Here is a 16614-nt window from a genome sequence, read left to right on the forward strand (position 1 = left end):
GGCACCACCGCACAGTACGGGAAGACGAGAGATGGACGACGAGACCTCCCTGTGGCGCGAGAGCGGACTGCGCCTGTCCGGGTTCGGGCACTACTACCCACGCCTCCTTCTCGAGAACGGCAGCGCCGAGGACCCCGCGGGCAACGCGGTGGACGAGGCCGTCATCGGCCGGCTCGACGTCCGCAGCCGCCATGTGGCGGACGAGGACGAGACCCCCGCGTACATGGCGGTGCGCGCCGCCCACTCGGCGCTGGAGCAGGCCGGCGTCACGCCCGACGAGCTGGACCTGGTGATCGTCAGCAACTGGACGGACCGCCAGTTCGTCCCCGAGTGGGCCCCGCACACCGCCCATCTGCTGGGCGCCGGCCGGGCGCTGGCCTTCGACGTGTGCGGTGCCTGCACGGGGTTCGTGCACGGCGTGCAGACGGCGGCGGCGTACTTCGGCACGCACAGCGCCTGGCGGCACGCGCTGGTCGTCTCCAGCGAGCGGTTCTCGCGCCGGGTGCGCCCCGGCAGCAAGGGCGAGCTGATCGTGGGCGACGCGGCCGGCGCGGCCGTGCTCTCGCGCGGCGCGGAGCCGGACGCGGGGCTGTGGGACTCGCTGCTGATCAGCGACGGCTCCGGCCGGGAGACGGTCACCGCCCACCCGCCCAACGGGTGGATCAAGAGCAGCCGCGAGCTGGTCTCCATCGCCGCCGCCTCGCACGCCGACCTGGCCGCCCGGATGCTGGCCCGCTCGGGCGTCAAAATGGACGAGATCGACTGGGTCGTACCGCATCCCGGCACGGGTCAGCTGCACGCCGCGGTGCGCGAGCGGCTCTCCATCCCGCAGGAGCGCTTCGTCACCAACTACGAGATCCGGGCGAACACCGGCAGCGCCTCGGTGCCGATCGTGCTGTCCGAGATGGCGCGCGACGGCCGGCTGACACCCGGTGACCTCTGCTACACGCCCACGGTGGGCTCCGGCTGGTACTACGGGGGGCTGCTCTTCCGTGTCTGATCAGCCATCACTTTCCGGGCGGCACGACGCCGTCCGCGGGACCGCCCTGGTCACCGGCGGCAGCCGGGGCCTGGGCGCGGCCATCGCCCGGCGTCTGGCCGCGGCGGGCCGGCACACCGTGATCTGCGGGCGCGACCCCGAGAGCCTGGACGCGGCCGTGAAGGCGGCGGCCGACGACGGGCTCGCCCTGCACGCCGTGCGGGCGGACGTCACCGACGAGCGCTCCGTGGCCGACCTGTTCGAGCGGCTGGCCGAGGACGCCCCGCCGCTCGGGCTCTGCGTCAACAACGCGGGCAGCAACTTCTCCCGCCGCCTGGTGAGCGTCAGGGAACGGCCCGACGGGCCTCCCCTGCTCTCCCCGCACCCGCTGGAGGACTTCGAACGGGTGGTGACCTCCCTGCTCACCGGCACCTTCCTGGTCGGCCGGCACGCGGCGCAGACGATGCTGGCCGCCGGCACGCCCGGAGCCATCGTCAACATCTCCTCCACCGTGCGCAGGGGCGCGTACGGGCAGTCGGCGTACTGCGCCGCCAAGTCCGGGGTGGAGGCGCTGACCCGCACCTGGGCGACCGAGCTGGGCGAGTACGGCATCCGGGTCAGCGCGGTGGCGCCCGGAGTCGTCGACGGTGAGGCACTGCGCCGCCGGTCGGCGGCGAACGAGCGGCACGCGGCCTACATGGCCGATCTGCGGCGCCATGTGCCGCTGCGCCGCTGGTGCGACGAGAAGGACGTGGCGGAGGCGGTCGTCTTCGCCGCCGACAACCCCTCGGTGACCGGCACGGTGCTGGAGGTCGACGCGGGCGGGCTGCCGGCCCGCGTCCTGCCCCCGGCCGACCGGATCCCCGTAACCAGCACGGCAGCCGCGACGGCGGACCTCCCCGAGAAAGCGGAGAACACAGCATGACCAGCGGCTTCGCACCCACCCTGCTCCAGGGCAGGACCACCTTCCTGACCGGCGCCAGCAGCGGCATCGGCGCCGTCCTGGCGACGATGCTCGCCGCCCACGGCTCCCGGGTGGCGCTCATGGCACGCAGCGAGAAGGAGCTGCGGCTGCTGGCCGAGCGGATCGAGGCGGACGGCGGACGGGCGGTGGCGGTCCCCGGCGACCTCACCGACCCCGACAGCGTGCGCGCCTGCGTCCGCGAGGCCGAGGAGCGGCTCGGCCCGGTCGACCGGCTGGTGCACTGCGCGGGCGAGGCCCGCAACCAGGCGTTCCTGTGCGACCAGGACGAGGACCAGTGGATGGCCACCCTCGACATCAATCTGCTGGGGGCCTTCCGGGTCGCCCGTGCGATCGTGCCGGGGATGATGGAGCGGCGCGAGGGCAACATCGTGATGGTCTCCTCCATCGCCGGGAAGCGCGGGCTGCCCGCCAACACCTCGTACTGCGCGTCGAAGTTCGGACTGAACGGCCTGACGCAGGCGCTCGCCGCCGAGCTGGGCGCCTTCGGCGTGCGGGTCAACGCGGTCTGCCCCGGGCTCACCGACAGCCCGGCCGCCACGGACGGCGAACGGTACGGCGACCCGTTCATGGCAGCCATCGCCAAGCACCACGGTCCGGCGGACCTGACCTGGGAGCGGTATCTGAAGCGGGCGGTCAACAGCACCATCCTGCGCCGTCTGGTGCGCCCGGAGGAGATCGCGGCGCAGGTGCTGTTCCTGCTCTCCGACCTGTCCGGCGGGATGACCGGGCAGGCCGTCAACGTGGACGCGGGGGCTCTGTGAGCGAGGAGTACGGCCGGGCGCGGGGCGAACCGGCACCGCCCGAGGACCCGTTCGCCCCGGCGGCGCGCCCCTGGGTCCCCGGCCCCCGGGACGCGCTGGTCACCGGCATGGGCTTCTGTCTGCCCGGCGCGGCGGACGAGCCGGTGCGCACGGCCGGGCAGGTCTGGGCGACGGCCGCCACCGGGGCCAGTCATGTCGAGCGCGACGGCTTCCACCACGGCACCGTACGCGGGGCCCGGGAGGCGTTCGAGGAACTGCTGCCGGACGTCCCCTCCCGCTATCTGCGCAGCTACGCCGACGTCCACCTCTACGGGATGGTCTCGTTGGTCGAAGCCTGCCGGGACGCCGGCCTCGACCACACGGCGGGCGAGCTGCGCGGTGCGGACGTGCTGACCGCGCGGGCGGGGGTGGACAGCAACTACGACAGCTACCGCGCCTGGCACGACGCCGATCCGGCGACGGTCGGCCCGAGGGAGGCCAAGTCCCTTTTCGTACGGCTCCTGGTGGCGGGCACCTCCAGCGACGTCGGTCCGGTCCAGGCCGCGTTGCTCGGTTCCACCGGCGCCAACTACACGGTGAGCTGCGGCTGCGCCTCCTCCTCGGTGCTGCTCGGCATCGCCCGCACGATGATCGCCGCCGGGCAGAGCGACCTCGTCGTCGTCACCGGGGTGGACCGCTTCGACACCGAACGGGTGCTGCACGGACACCGGTTGCGGGAGGTCGTCGAGCGCGAGGCCGTCACCGTGCGGCACAACGACGATCCGCCGGCCGCGCCGCGCCACGACCGGCCGATGCGCCCCTACGACGCGGCGGGCGACTGCATGAACTACGGCGACGGCTCGGTCACCCTGATCCTGGAGAGCCGGGAACACGCCGCCGCACGCGGCGCCCGCGCGCACGGGGCGGTCCTCGGCCAGGCCACGACACGCTCCGGGCTCAACAGCGCGGTGGCCATCGACACCGGCGGCACCGCGCTGGCCGAGGCGGCCCGCCGCGCCCTGGGCGACCACACCTCCCTGGCGCGGATCCCGTACGTCAACGGGGGCGGCGAGGGCGACGCGCTGTTCACCCGGATCGAGTCCAACGCCGTCCGGTCCCTGTGGGGTGACAGGTCCTCACAGGTGCTGGTGAGCTCACAGGAGGCGTGCTTCGGGCACAGCGGTGCGCCGCTCGGCGTGCTGGGCACGGCGCTGACGCTGATGATGATGCGGGAGGGGGCGGTCTGCCCCACCGCCAACTGCACGGACCCGTCACCGGTCTGCTCGTTCGACCCGGTGCCGGGAACCACGACGCGTGCCCTGCGGTTCGACCGGGCGCTGAGCTTCAACTACCAGGTGGGCGGGGTCAACAGCGCGCTGCTGCTGGGAGGTGGCGATGCCTGCTGAGACACCCCTGCTGCGGCTCTCCGGCGCCGGGTTCGTGCTGCCGGGGCCGGACGGCGGTGCCTGCACCGACCTGGACACCTTCTGGCGGGTGGTGCGCGACGGGACGAGCTGCCTCTCCCCGTACGACCGTCCCGGCCTCCCCCTCCGGATCGCCGGAACGGTCGGCCAGTGGGACCCGGAGAAGGAACTACCGCTTTCCCAGCGGCAGATACGCCGTTCGTCGCGTGCCGGGCTGATGGCCACGGGCGCGGTCGCCCGGGCCCTGGAGCAGGCCGGGCTGACCGCCGCGGACCTCGACGCCGAGCGCACCGCGCTGGTCGCCTGCTCGCTCCAGTTCGCCTTCCCCGAGACCGAGCGCTACTACGAGCTGGCCCGGGAGAAGGGCGTCGCCGCCCTCGGCATGGAGTACTGGCTCAATGGGACCCCGCCCAGCGTGATCGGCACCGTCGCCTCCGGACTGCGGCTCCCCTGCCAGACGCTCAGCGTGGCGGGCTCCTGCAACGTGGCGCTGCGTACGCTCCACCTGGTCCAGCAGATGTTCCGCTGCGGGGACATCGACCGGGCCGTCGTCGTCGGTGTGGACACCACCGTGGACCCGGTGTTCGTGGCCGGCACCAGCCACACCGGGCGCAGCGGCTACCGCGCCTCCTCGCTGTCCGACGACCCCTCCGACGTCCGGCCGCACGACGAGATCCAGACCGGCAACGCCACCGGGGAGGGCGCCCTCGCCGTCGTCCTGGAGGACCCGGCGGCGACCGGGGACCGGCCGGGGCTGCGGTACCGCGCGCATCTGCGCACCTCGCGCTCCAACGGCCCCTCCACCGTCGCCACCGGCCCGCCCGACAACGTGGTGGGCGACGTGCTGGCCACGCTCGCGTCGGCCTCGCGCGGGCCGGGTGATCTGGCGTTCGTCAACGACTACGCGGACGGCAACCGGTTCGTCGAGGACCACCTGTGCCAGGCGCTGGCCGGCATACGGAAGGCGACGGGGTACGAGGGCGGGCTGCGGCTGACCAACCAGGAGGCGGTCTTCGGACACGTCGCCGGGACCGGCGGCCTGGTCAAACTCCTCAGCAGCCTCCTGATGCTGCGTCACGGCCGGATCGCGCCCAGCGCCAACACCCTGACGCCGTACGCGGCGCTGCCGGGCGATCCGGTGCTCGCGGGCGGCCTGGCGACCGGGGGCGACAGCGCGCTGGTGCTCGCCTCCGGGGCGGGCGGTGACGCCACCAGCATGCTCATCGAATACGAAGGCGGCGACTTGCCATGACCCACGTACACAGCACGGCGGCGCGGCCCGGGACGGCCGTGGCGGGGGACCCGCTGCGGGCGCCGGTCGACGCCCGTCTGGTCGTCGACGCCACCGGGGCGCCGGGCACTCCGGTCGACGCGCTCACCGACGCGCTCGGCGCGCTGGGGCTCTCCCCCGAAGCCCCCGATGCCCCCGATGCCCCCGGCACCGGCCGGACCCGCACCGCGGAACCCGCTCCGGCCGCCTACTGCGCGTTGCTGCTCGGCGAGGAGGCGTACGGCGCGGAGCACTCGCCGGGACTGGACCGGGCACGCATCCGGTCGGCCGCCCTGGCGATGGCGTCGGCAGGCCGGGGCCGCCTGGTCCTGGTGACCGATGCGACGGGCGAGCCGCACGCCGGGACCGACCCCGGCCGGCACGCCCGGCTGGCCGCCGACCGGGCCTGGTGGCAGCACCTGGTCACCGAGGTCGCCGGGCGCGGCGTCGTCGGCAACACCGTGGTCACCGGCTACTCCCCCGGCCTGGGCCACCGCCTCTCCCCCGCCGCCGAGGCCGGCCTGCTGCGCTATCTCGTGCAGCGCCGGACCACCACGGCCGCCGACGTGGCCGCCGGCGTGGCCTTCCTGGTCTCCGAGGGATGCTCGTACCTGGTCGGGGAGACACTGCCGGCCGACGGAGGCGCGGGGCTGGGCCACATCCCGTCGCTGCCCGCCGGGCCGCCCGCCGTCCCCGCGCCGCGTCGCGGCGCCGCGGCCTCGCATCCGGCCCCGGAGCCGGTCACCGGCCAGGACCTCCTGGGACGTACGGTCCTGGTGGCGGGGGCCAGCAGCGGTATCGGCCGGGCCGCCGCCCTCCATCTGGCGGGGCGCGGCGCGGACGTGGTGCTGGCGGCGCGCCGGACCTCGGCGCTGGAGGAGGTCGCCGCCGGCGTCGAGGACCGCGGCCGCCGGGCGTGGGCGCTGCGCTGCGACCTCTCCGACGCCGAGGACGCCGCATCGCTCGGCGAGCGCGCCTGGCGGACGGCCGACGGCGTCACCTCACTGCTGTACGCGGCCGGGCACCTGGGCTTCAGCGCGGTCGGCGGCGACCCCGCCTCCGCCGCCCGGACCTTCGCCGTGAACCTGCACGGCTTCGTCGCGGTCACCGAGTACCTGACGGCCCGCTGGCGGGACGAGGGGACGGCCGGCGCGGTGGTCGGGGTCTCCTCGGTCAGCTCCACGCTCAGCCCGGTCGCGGGGCTGGAGTACTACGGGGCGAGCAAGGCGGCGATGGCGCAGTACATCCGGTGCCTCGCGGTCTCGCTGGCCCGCCACGGCATCCGCGCCAACTGCGTGGCCCCCGGCATCATCGAGACGCCGATGGGTGACGCGGCGGGCCCCGAGCACCGGCGCGGCTGGATCAGCCGGATACCGGCCGGACGGGTCGGCGACCCGCGTGAGGTCGCGGCCGTCCTCGGCCATCTGCTCAGCGGTTCGGCCGCCCGGACGACCGGTGCGGTGCTGCGCGCGGACGGCGGCTTCGGCCTCGGCGACGTGGCGCCGCTGCGGCCGGGCTACCCGGAACCGGCGTCCGCTCAGGCCGCGCCGTCGGATGCGGCGCGGGGAGAGCAGCGGTGAGCGCCGCGGGAGTGGCGGGCGGCCCTCCGGTCGCCCTCGTCGCCGGCGCCTCCTCGGGCATCGGGGCCGCGGTCGCACGCCGCCTGGCCGCCCGCGGCAGCGCCGTGGCGCTGGTCGGCCGGCGGGAGGCCGAGCTGAAGGAGGTCGCGGAGTCGATCCGCGAGGCCGGGGGGACCGCGCTGCCGGTCGCCCTGGACCTCGCCGAGCCCGGCGCCCCCGCCGAAGCGGTCGCCGCGACCGCCGCCGCGCTGGGGCCGGTGGGGCTGCTGGTGTGCAGCGCCGGCGCCATCCGGCTGGCCGCCGTCCACGAGACCGAGGAGCGGCACTGGGAGCGGCAGGTGCGGGTGAACCTCACCGTGCCGTTCCTGCTGGCCCGCGCGGTGTTGCCGGGGATGCGGGAACGCGGCCACGGCTGGGTCGTGAACATCGGCTCGGGCGTCGGCTCGGAGGTGGTGCCGGGCAGTGGCGCCTACGGCGTCAGCAAGCACGCCGTGCACCGGCTCACCGAACTGATCCACGAGGAGAACCGCGACTTCGGTGTCCGCGCGGTCGCCGTCGCCCCGGGCTGGGTCTCCACCCGGCTCGCGGCCCGGCCCGGCGACCTCGGCGTTCCCGAGGAGGAGGTCCTGGACGCGGAGGACGTCGCGGACACCGTCGCGTGGCTGCTGGACCGGCCGGCCCGGATGAGCGTGGGCCCGCTGGTCCGCGTCGAGCCCTCGGCGAGCCGGGCCGCCGCCGGTGACGCCATGACCCGCCATCTGAACCGCTCCCGCGCCGGGAGCGCCGGACCGGCCCCCGAGGAGAACCGCTGATGGGCAGGACCACCCTCATCGAGCACGACGTGCCGGTGGAGATGCGCGACGGAACGGTGCTGCGGGCCGATGTCTGGCGGCCCGCCGACGCGGCGCCCTCGCCCGCCGTCCTCTTCCGCACGCCGTACGGCAAGTCCGCCCTGGGACTGGCCACCCTGACCCCGTCCCAGTGCGTGGACCGGGGGTACGCGGCGGTGGTGCAGGACACCCGTGGCCGGTTCGCCTCGGAGGGCGAGTGGGCCCCGCTGGACTGGGCGCAGGAGGGCCCGGACGGTTACGACACGGTCGAGTGGGCCGCGCGGCAGCCGTGGTGCGACGGGAACGTGGCCATGGCGGGCACCTCGTACCAGGCGATCGTCCAGTGGCTGGCCGCCATGGAGAAGCCGCCGCACCTGCGGGCCATCGCGCCCGCGATGTCGACCTCCGCGGCCTTCGACGCCGAACAGCTGGGCGGTTGCCTGCGGCTGGACCACCTCACGAGCTGGCTCGGTCTGACGGCGCTGGAGTGGGTGCAGCGCCGGGCCGCGGCGGGCGATCCGGTGGACGCGGCGGTCGTCGCCGAGGTCGTGCAGCTCCTCACCACGCCCGACGTGCCGCTGCGCCGCCTGCCGTTGTCGGCCGTCCTCGACTTCGAGGGGTTCCCCGGCCGGCTCCGGGACGTCTTCGCGGGGAAGACGGCGACGGTGGCCGACTACCGCATCGGCGACGTCGGCGTGCCCACCTTCTCGGTGGGCGGCTGGTACGACGTGTTCTCCTACGGCACGATCGAACTGCACCGTGCGGTGCGCGCCCAGGACCCGGTGGCGGGGCGGCACGAGCTGGTCGTCGGGCCCTGGGTGCACTCCGGTCAGCTGCCGCAGGTGCAGGGCGAGGTGAACACGGGCCCGTACGGTTCGGCGCAGGGCGCGCGGCTGGCCGATCTGCATCTGGACTTCTTCGACCGCCATCTGCGGCCGGCCGGACCCGACACGGGGCAGGCCACGGCCACGGGCGGTGACGGCGCCGGACAGGCCGCGGGCGGGGACGTCCGGTACTTCCTCTTCGGTGACGACACCTGGCACCGGGCCGAGAGCTGGCCGCCACCCGAGGCCGTGGACGCCTCCTGGTACCTGGCGGGTCCGGAGGGCGACGGGGAGGGCGGCCGGCTTCTGTCCGCACCGCCTCCCGGGGGCGTGGGGCGGGACGCGTTCACCTACGACCCGGAGGACCCGGTGCCCTCGCACGGCGGGCGGGTGCTCCAGCTGGGCCGGCTGGCGGCGGGTCCTCTCAACCAGGCGCACCTGGAGAGCAGACCGGACGTGCTCCTGTACACCTCCGAGCCGCTCACCGAGCCGCTGGACGTCGTGGGCCGACAGCGGCTGCGGCTCCGCTTCGGCTCGGACGCGCCCGCCACCGCCGTGGTCGCCAAGCTCACCGACGTGTGCCCGGACGGGCGTTCACTGCTCGTGGCCGAGGCCAGTCTCCGGCTGGAGGGCGCGGGAGGCGCCCCGCAGGAGGAGCCGTACGACGCCGATCTGCTGCTCGGTGACACCGCGTGGCGCTTCGCCCCCGGGCACCGGCTGCGCGTCCACGTCACCAGCAGCAACTTCCCCCACCTGGACCGGCATCCCAACCTTCCGGGTCCGGTCGGCGAGGCGGACCACTGCCGGCCCGCACGGCAGACGGTCTGGCACGGGGGCCCCTACCACAGTGTGCTGCGGTTGCAGGTGCTGCCCGCCCCAGGGGCCGGGGAGACCGCGTGAGCGAGGACATACTCGATCCGGCGTCCGCCGACGTGCCGACGGCCGAGCAGTGCGTCCTCGGACCCCTGCTCCGCCGCCGCGCCGCCGCCACGCCGACGGCGCCGTACGCGCTGATGCCGGACGGCGACACCTGGTCGTACGCGCGCACCCTTCGGGAGACCGAGGAGACGGCCGCCGCGCTCCAGGCGCTGGGCGTCGCCTCCGGGGAGCTGGTGCTGAGCTGGCTGCCCAACGGGCCGGACGCGCTGCGCGTCTGGTACGGGGTCAACCTGGCGGGCGCGGTGCTGGTGCCGCTGAACATCGCCTACCGGGGCGCGATCCTGCGCCAGGTGATCGCCGACAGCGGGGCCGCGGTGCTGGTCTGCCGGCCGTCGCTGGCGGCCCGGCTGGCGCAGGCGGACGAGCGGGCCGGGTCGGTGCGCACGGTGGTGCTGCTGCCCGGTCCCGACGACACGCCACAGGAGGTGGCGGCGCTCGCCGGGCGGCTCTCCGCGCGCTACCGGGTGGAGACGGGACTGCGGGCGGACCGGGCGGAGTTCACCGAGCCGGTGCCCGCGCCGCAGCCGTGGGACCCGCAGACCGTCATCTACACCTCCGGGACGACCGGCCCCTCCAAAGGGGTCGTCTCCTCCTACGCGCACCTGTACAGCAGTTGCACCGCCGCCTTCCACGGCATGGCCGGACCGCAGGACCGCTATCTGCTCCAGCTGCCGCTGTTCCACGCGGGCGGCACGATCGGGGCGTACGGGATGCTGGTGCACGGCGGTTCGGTGACGGTCGTGCCCGCCTTCAGCACCGGTGAGTTCTGGCCGCTGATCCGGCGTACGGGGACGACCCTCTGCACGCTGCTCGGCGTGATGGCGACCTATCTGCTCAAGCAGCCGCCGCTGCCGCAGGACACCGCGCATCCGCTGCGGGCCGCCTACGTCATCCCGTTCACCGAGGGGGCTGAGGAGTTCTCCCGGCGGTTCGGGGTGTCGGTCCGCGCGCTGTTCAACATGACCGAGGTGTCGTGTCCGGTGCTGTCCGCGCCGGACCATCGCCCGGGGGTCCCGATGCACTGCGGGCGCCCCCGGCCGGGCATCACCGCCCGGGTGGTCGACGACCACGACCGGGAGGTGCCGGACGGCGAGGCGGGCGAGCTGGTGCTGCGGGCGGACCGGCCGTGGTCGTTCCTGAGCGGCTATCTGGGGCGGCCGGCCGAGACGGCCGCGGTGTGGCGCAACGGCTGGTTCCACACCGGGGACACCTTCCGGCGCGCGCCGGACGGCGGGCTGGTCTTCGTGGACCGCAAGAAGGACGCCATCCGCCGGCGCGGCGAGAACATCTCGTCCTTCGAGGTGGAGGCCCAGGCGGTGGCCCACCCGGGGGTGCTGGAGGCGGCGGCGGTGGCGGTCCCCGGCGACGAGGGCGAGGACGAGGTGCTGCTGGTGGTGTCGGACCGCGACCCGGCGGCGCCGGTCGACCCGGCGGCGCTGCTGGAGTTCCTCCGGGAGCGGCTGGCCCACTTCATGCTGCCGCGCTACGTCCGGGTGCTGCCGGAGCTGCCCAAGACGCCGACCGGCAAGCCCACCAAGCACACGCTGCGCGCCGAGGGCGTGGTGGCGGGGACGTGGGACCGCGAGGCCGCCGGCATCCGCGTACGCAGGGAGAGGATCGTATGAGCCAGGGAGTGACCGACGCGGGCCCGGGGTCCGCGGCCGAGTGGGCGGGGGCGGCGACCGAGTCGTTCGCGGACTTCGCCGACCGGGTGGACGGCAAGGAGGACGTACCGCTGCGAGCCTCGCTGGTGGACGGGGTCGCCACGCTGACTCTGGACCGGCCGCACCGCCGCAACAGTCTCGATCTGGCGCTCTCCCGCCATCTCCTGCTCGGCCTGATGTGCGCGGGGGACGACCGCCGGGTGCGCACGGTCGTGCTCACCGGGAGCGGTGGGGCGTTCTGCGCGGGCGACGACGTGGAGAGCGTACGGCGGTGGCGGCTGGGCGACCGGGTGGACACCCCCTTCGACCCGATCACCTCGGACGCGCACTACCTGCGGGTCTGCGAGGCGATCCTGCACCTGCCGAAGCCGGTGATCGCGGGGCTGACCGGCGCGGCGGCGGGCGCCGGGGCGGAGATCGCCTGCGCCGCCGACTTCCGGCTGGCGGACACCCGTGCCTCGATCGGCAGTTGTCTGGCCGGCGTCGGCCATGTGGGGAACGTGGTGCTGATGTCCCGGCTGACCGGTCCGGCGCGGGCGACGGAGATCTACCTCACCGGGCGGATGGTGTCGGGGGACGAGGCGGTGCACCTGGGCCTGTTCGACCGGCTCTGCGCACCGGAGGATTTCGACCGCGAACTGGCGAAGCTGGCCGGCCGGTTCGCCGCGCTTCCGACCGCGTCGGTGGGGCTGTTCAAGGAACTGCGGGAGCGCAGCTGGGGCCAGCCGGCGGAGTACGGGCTGCGGCTCCAGGACGCGTACCACCTCAGGACGCACGCCACGGTGGCCGACGCCCGCGAGGGGATGGCCGCCTTCGCGGAGAAGCGGCAGCCCCGCTTCACCGGCGGCTGAGGGCTCCGGTGTCTCCGCCGGGACCGCCGGCCGGCCGGTGCGGCCGTCCGCCTTTGCGGCCGCGACGGATAGAGTATTCTGATTCTGATGAACGAAGCGCTGCGGCACCCCCGCCGGGCGGCCTCGCCGCCCCCTCACCCCGCCCTGCCCGCGTCGGCCGCCGGCCGCGACGAGGGACCCGGACGATGACCGGCCCCGCGCGCCGGACGGTCGCCGGGTCCGGGGTCGAGGAGACGGCGCACAGCCTCGACACCTCCGGTGCGCGGCTGCACTACTGGACGGCCGGCGCGGCGGACCGCCCGGGAATCGCCCTCACCCACGGCGCCGGGGCCGACCACCGCATGTTCGACCCGCAGATCCCGGCCTTGGTGAACGCGGGCTACCGCACCCTGCGCTGGGACGTCCGCTACCACGGGGCGTCCGCCTCCCGCACCGGCAGGTTCCGCACGGTCCACGCGGCGGACGACCTGGCGGCGCTGCTGGACGCGGCCGGGATGCCGCGGCCCGTGGTGCTGCTGGGCCAGTCCATGGGCGGCAACATCGCCCAGGAGTACCTGCGCCGGCGGCCGGAGGAGGTCTCCGCGCTGGTGGTGATCGGCTCCACGTCCAGCACCCTGCCCATCACCCGGCGCGAACAGCGCACACTGACCCTCTCGCGCCTCCTCATGCGGCTGGTCCCCTTCGGCCGGCTGACCCGGTCGATGGCGCGGGCGTCGGCGGAGAGTCCGCGGGCCCGGGAGTATCTGCACGAGGCGTTCGCGGCGAACGGGCGGCGTTCCTTCCTCACCACCTGGGACGGCATGACCCGCGCGATCGACCCTTCCCCGGGCTACCGCGTGGAGAAGCCCGAGCTGCTGCTCTGCGGTGAGCACGACGGCACCGGTAACATCCGCTCGGCGATGGAACGGTGGAGCGAACGCGATCCCCACAGCGAGTTCCATGTGATCCCCGGTGCCGGACACGTCGCCAATCTGGACCGTCCCGACGAGGTCAACCGGCTGACCGTCGCCTTCCTGAAGGCCTGAGAACCCAACGAGACCATGACTGACCACGACGACATCACTCCCGACGCGAGTCCCCTCGGTGCCTCCGGCTCCGAGGGGGTCGGGGACGCCGAGGCGTCCCTCATCAGCGAGATGGGCTCGCTGATGGAGCGCTGGGGCCTCCCGCAGGCCACCGGCCGCCTCTTCGGCTACCTCCTGCTGCGCAACAAGCCGGTGGACCTCGACACCATGACCCGCGAACTGGGCCAGGCCAAGAGCGGACTGAGCGTGGCCGCCCGCCAGTTGGAGGCGTGGGCTCTGGTACGGCGCTCCACCCGTCCCGGCAGCAGGCGGATCGACTACGAGGCGGTGGGCGACCTCCACCACCTGCTGCTGGTGAACAACGCCCACATGCGCAAGTTCGCCGAGACGCTGAGCTCGGGCATCCCGGTGGCGCGCGGCGAGGCGCGGGACCGGCTGGCGTCGCTGGCCGAGCTGTTCAACGGGTACGTGGAGCAGACCGAGGCGCTGGTGGCCGAATGGGAGGCCCGCCGCGCCGCCCCCTGAGTCCGGGACGGCCGCCCACGGGCGGACGGCGCGCTCCGCCCCTGACTCTCCGATGTCCGACTCCCGCCCCCACTCTCCCGGCTCCCTGCTTCCGACGCCCCACTCCCTCCTCCCGCCCCCCTTCCTTCCGACTTCCGACTTCCGACTCCCGACTCCCGACTCCCGACTCCCGACTTTCGACTCTCGACTCTCGACGGAGTGCTCGTGAACGTGTCGTGCGGCCTCGTGCCGAGCAACGGAACAGCGGCGGCCGGCGCCGTGGCGGGCCCCGCCGCCCCGAGTCGCCCGCCGGTCGTGGACGCCTGCTCGCTGGTGTACGACGACGCGGCCTGGCGGGTGTACCTGAACCGGCTGGGCGAGAACGCCCCCGAGTACCTGGACGTGTTCTCCGCTTCCTTCTGCCGGTACTTCGACGCCCCGCACACCGCGTACCGCGACGCGCTGGCCGTGTGCTGGCAGGACGCGGTGGACGTGCTCCTGCCCCCGGGCCGGCCGCCCTTCGACCTGGCCGCGCATCTCGCGGACCGCCGACGGCAGGGTGTGACGGCGGAGTTCGCCATGGGCTCGGCCGAGCGGCTGCCGGACGGCCGGACCGTCAACGATTGGCTGCTGGAGACCGTCCGGGACGTACGCGACCGGATCCATGTCTGGGCCGGGATCTCCCTGCGCGACCCGACCGCCGCACTGCGGGAACTGGAGCGGTCGCTGGCGGCGGGGGCGACCGGGCTGTGCGTGATCCCCTTCCTGGACGGCACCGATCCGGCCGATCCGCGGTTCGCGCCGGTCTGGGACGCGGCGGCGTCGGCGCGGCTGCCGGTCTGGCTGCACACCGGTCACCACTTCGCCCGGAGCCACCCCAGCGGCCTCGGAAGCTGGCGTACGGTCGAAGCGCTGGCGGGCCGCCATCGCGAGCTGCTGCTCGTCGCCGGGCACGCGGGCTGGCCCGACGTGCGCGAGACGCTGCTCACCGCCGCCCGGCATCCGGGGGTCTACCTGGAGTTCTCCTCGCACCGGCCCCGGCACATGCCCAAGCCCGGATCGGGCTGGGAGCCGCTGCTCCACCACGCCCGGGGGCTGGCCCGGGACCGGGTCCTGTTCGGCACCTCGACCTGGGTCAATCCCGGGCCGACCGGGCCGCTGGCGGACGAGCTGACCGCGCTCGGGCTGCCGGACGACGTGGTCACCGCCTGGCTCGCGGGCAACGCCGGGGCGCTGGTCGCCCGGTCCGCCGGAGCGCACCCGGGCTGAGCGAGCCGTCGGCCGTCACCGCTGACGCCTTGTCACGCCTCCCTGTTTCGATACTCCCAGCCCTCGGTGTGGCGCCGGGCCGCCCGGTCGCTGCCCCAGCACTCGGCGGCCCTGCCGCGACGAGGCGAGCGCGTCGCCGTCGTCGGCTGCGGCACCTCCTGGTTCATGGCCCAGTCCTACGCCGTCCTGCGCGAGAGCGGCGGTCACGGAGAGACCGACGCCTACGCCGCCTCGGAGTTCCCGTACGGCAGGCCCTACGACCGGGTCCTGGCGATCACCCGGTCCGGCACCACCACCGAGGTGCTCGGCCTGCTGCACCGTGTCCGGGGCACCATGGCCACCGGCGCCGTCACCGCCGACCCCGCGTCCCCCGTGACACGGGCCGCCGACGCCGTCGCCGTCCTGGACTTCGCCGACGAGGGGTCGTCACCGGCCTCGTGGGCGGCCCCACCGGTGCGCTGCTGCGGGACGACCTGCGCGCCGCGGGACTGCGCGACGCGCTCGTCCCCGTCTCCGGCGACTCGCGGCAGACCGTCACCGTGGTGTCCCACGAGGACGGCGACGCCACCGTGTTCAACGAGCGCGGTCCGCAGGTGACCGCGCAGGAGTGGGGTGCCTTCACCGACCGCTTCGCGTCGCTGGTGCGCGGCTTCAAGGTGGTCGCGTTCTGCGGCAGCCTGCCGCCGGGGCTGCCGTCCGACGCGTACGCGCACCTGATCCGCGTCGCCGCCGGGGCCGGAGCGGTCACCGTGCTGGACACCAGCTGTTCCGCGCTGCTCGACGCGCTGGGCGCCGGTCCCGACGTCGTCAAACCCAACACCGCGGAGCTCTCCGCCGCCACCGGACACGAGGACGTCCCGGCCGCAGTGGCGCGCCTGCGCGTCCTCGGAGCCCGTGCCGTCGTGGTGTCGGCGGGTCCCGAGGGCCTGCACGCCGTGACCCCGGACGGCAGTTGGCGCGCCGCGCCGCCGGAACGGCTCGCCGGCAACCCCACCGGGGCCGGCGACGCGTGTGTCGCCGCGCTCGCGGCGGGCCTGGCCGCCGGCGGCCGCTGGCCCGACATCCTGCGCGAGGCCGTGGCCCTGTCGGCCGCCGCCGTCCCCTGCCCCCTGGCCGGCGACGTCGACACCGGCCTCCATCAACTCATCCGCACCACCGTGACCGTGGAGGACGTCCATGCCCCTGGGCCCCACTGACGCCATCGTCGGCCCCGCGTCCCGAGCCGGCGTCGGCGTCGGCGTCGGGGCGGTCAACGTGGTGCTGCTCGAGCACGCCGAAGCCATCGTGAGCGGGGCCGAAGCCGCGGGGCGGCCCGTGATCCTCCAGATCAGCGAGAACACCGTCCGCTACCACGGCGCCCTCCCGCCGATCGGTCCACGCCATGACCACCCGGGACGCCGTCCTGGTCTTCGCCCTCATAGCCGAACTGCGTGCCTCGGTGGACGTCCGTCGACGCCCTGACACCGCGCCGGCCCGACACGCTCGCCCGGCAGTGCCGACGGGTCCGGGACCCCCCGGAGAAGCAGCGGCGTTCGACGAGATCTCCCTGGAGAGCGGCACCGGGCGCCTCGCCGCTGCCGGGCACGACACGGCAGGGCACGCCCTGAGTCCGCCGCGGGACGGGCGGCGGATGGCCGCCGCGGCGTCCCATCATTCCCGACTACCTGGCCGAGGCACTGGGCGATGTGGAGGCGGACACCTCCGGTGAGCAGGCGGGGTACATCCCCGAG

The 16614-nt window shown here is 74.8% G+C and carries 14 protein-coding genes and 2 pseudogenes; all 16 read left to right on the forward strand.

Translation table 11 applies throughout. The features are described from left to right. Positions 1 to 31 precede the first annotated feature (31 nt). Entirely contained in the window at positions 32 to 1000 is a 969-nt protein-coding gene (locus ACSU53_RS02605; RefSeq protein WP_164333310.1) for a ketoacyl-ACP synthase III, read from the forward strand. Then, positions 993 to 1904, forward strand: a complete 912-nt coding sequence (locus ACSU53_RS02610; RefSeq protein WP_164333309.1) for an SDR family oxidoreductase — start codon at positions 993 to 995, stop codon at positions 1902 to 1904. Before ACSU53_RS02605 ends, ACSU53_RS02610 begins: the two co-directional genes overlap by 8 nt. Continuing rightward, positions 1901 to 2725: an SDR family NAD(P)-dependent oxidoreductase gene (locus ACSU53_RS02615; RefSeq protein WP_164333308.1), complete on the forward strand. Its 825-nt coding sequence runs from the start codon at positions 1901 to 1903 to the stop codon at positions 2723 to 2725. Before ACSU53_RS02610 ends, ACSU53_RS02615 begins: the two co-directional genes overlap by 4 nt. After that, entirely contained in the window at positions 2722 to 4110 is a 1389-nt protein-coding gene (locus tag ACSU53_RS02620) for a beta-ketoacyl synthase N-terminal-like domain-containing protein (protein ID WP_164333307.1), read from the forward strand. Before ACSU53_RS02615 ends, ACSU53_RS02620 begins: the two co-directional genes overlap by 4 nt. Continuing rightward, positions 4100 to 5380, forward strand: coding sequence for a beta-ketoacyl synthase (locus ACSU53_RS02625; RefSeq protein WP_437024543.1), 1281 nt, complete (start codon positions 4100 to 4102; stop codon positions 5378 to 5380). The genes ACSU53_RS02620 and ACSU53_RS02625 overlap by 11 nt, the downstream gene beginning before the upstream one ends. Beyond that, on the forward strand, positions 5377 to 6978 hold the full coding sequence (locus tag ACSU53_RS02630; protein WP_360598060.1) for an SDR family oxidoreductase: 1602 nt from the start codon (positions 5377 to 5379) through the stop codon (positions 6976 to 6978). Before ACSU53_RS02625 ends, ACSU53_RS02630 begins: the two co-directional genes overlap by 4 nt. Continuing rightward, complete coding sequence (locus ACSU53_RS02635; protein WP_360598058.1) at positions 6975 to 7790, forward strand: SDR family oxidoreductase; 816 nt, start codon at positions 6975 to 6977, stop codon at positions 7788 to 7790. Before ACSU53_RS02630 ends, ACSU53_RS02635 begins: the two co-directional genes overlap by 4 nt. Next, on the forward strand, positions 7790 to 9532 hold the full coding sequence (locus ACSU53_RS02640; RefSeq protein WP_437024544.1) for a CocE/NonD family hydrolase: 1743 nt from the start codon (positions 7790 to 7792) through the stop codon (positions 9530 to 9532). The genes ACSU53_RS02635 and ACSU53_RS02640 overlap by 1 nt, the downstream gene beginning before the upstream one ends. After that, positions 9529 to 11196: an ATP-dependent acyl-CoA ligase gene (locus tag ACSU53_RS02645; RefSeq protein WP_437024545.1), complete on the forward strand. Its 1668-nt coding sequence runs from the start codon at positions 9529 to 9531 to the stop codon at positions 11194 to 11196. The genes ACSU53_RS02640 and ACSU53_RS02645 overlap by 4 nt, the downstream gene beginning before the upstream one ends. Beyond that, complete coding sequence (locus tag ACSU53_RS02650) at positions 11193 to 12086, forward strand: enoyl-CoA hydratase/isomerase family protein (protein ID WP_164333807.1); 894 nt, start codon at positions 11193 to 11195, stop codon at positions 12084 to 12086. The genes ACSU53_RS02645 and ACSU53_RS02650 overlap by 4 nt, the downstream gene beginning before the upstream one ends. 185 nt (positions 12087 to 12271) lie before the next feature. Beyond that, a complete protein-coding gene (locus ACSU53_RS02655; protein WP_164333806.1) occupies positions 12272 to 13111 on the forward strand; it encodes an alpha/beta fold hydrolase in 840 nt (279 codons plus the stop codon). A 15-nt stretch (positions 13112 to 13126) separates the two neighbouring features. Next, positions 13127 to 13636, forward strand: a complete 510-nt coding sequence (locus ACSU53_RS02660) for a GbsR/MarR family transcriptional regulator (RefSeq protein WP_164333805.1) — start codon at positions 13127 to 13129, stop codon at positions 13634 to 13636. 204 nt (positions 13637 to 13840) lie between these two features. Next, positions 13841 to 14884, forward strand: coding sequence for an amidohydrolase family protein (locus tag ACSU53_RS02665; RefSeq protein ID WP_360598051.1), 1044 nt, complete (start codon positions 13841 to 13843; stop codon positions 14882 to 14884). Between the two features lie 21 nt (positions 14885 to 14905). Beyond that, positions 14906 to 15310 (forward strand): annotated as a pseudogene (locus ACSU53_RS02670) (SIS domain-containing protein); the annotation flags it as partial. Between the two features lie 11 nt (positions 15311 to 15321). Then, positions 15322 to 16080 (forward strand): 1-phosphofructokinase family hexose kinase, encoded by a 759-nt coding sequence (locus ACSU53_RS02675; RefSeq protein WP_437024546.1) that lies wholly within the window; start codon positions 15322 to 15324, stop codon positions 16078 to 16080. Next, positions 16061 to 16258, forward strand: a pseudogene (locus ACSU53_RS02680) (class II fructose-bisphosphate aldolase); the annotation flags it as partial. The gene ACSU53_RS02675 and the pseudogene ACSU53_RS02680, both read left to right, overlap by 20 nt. Positions 16259 to 16614: the final 356 nt, after the last annotated feature.

The sequence above is a fragment of the Streptomyces sp. enrichment culture genome (assembly GCF_964273255.1).
In the GTDB taxonomy this organism is placed as follows: Bacteria; Actinomycetota; Actinomycetes; order Streptomycetales; family Streptomycetaceae; genus Streptomyces.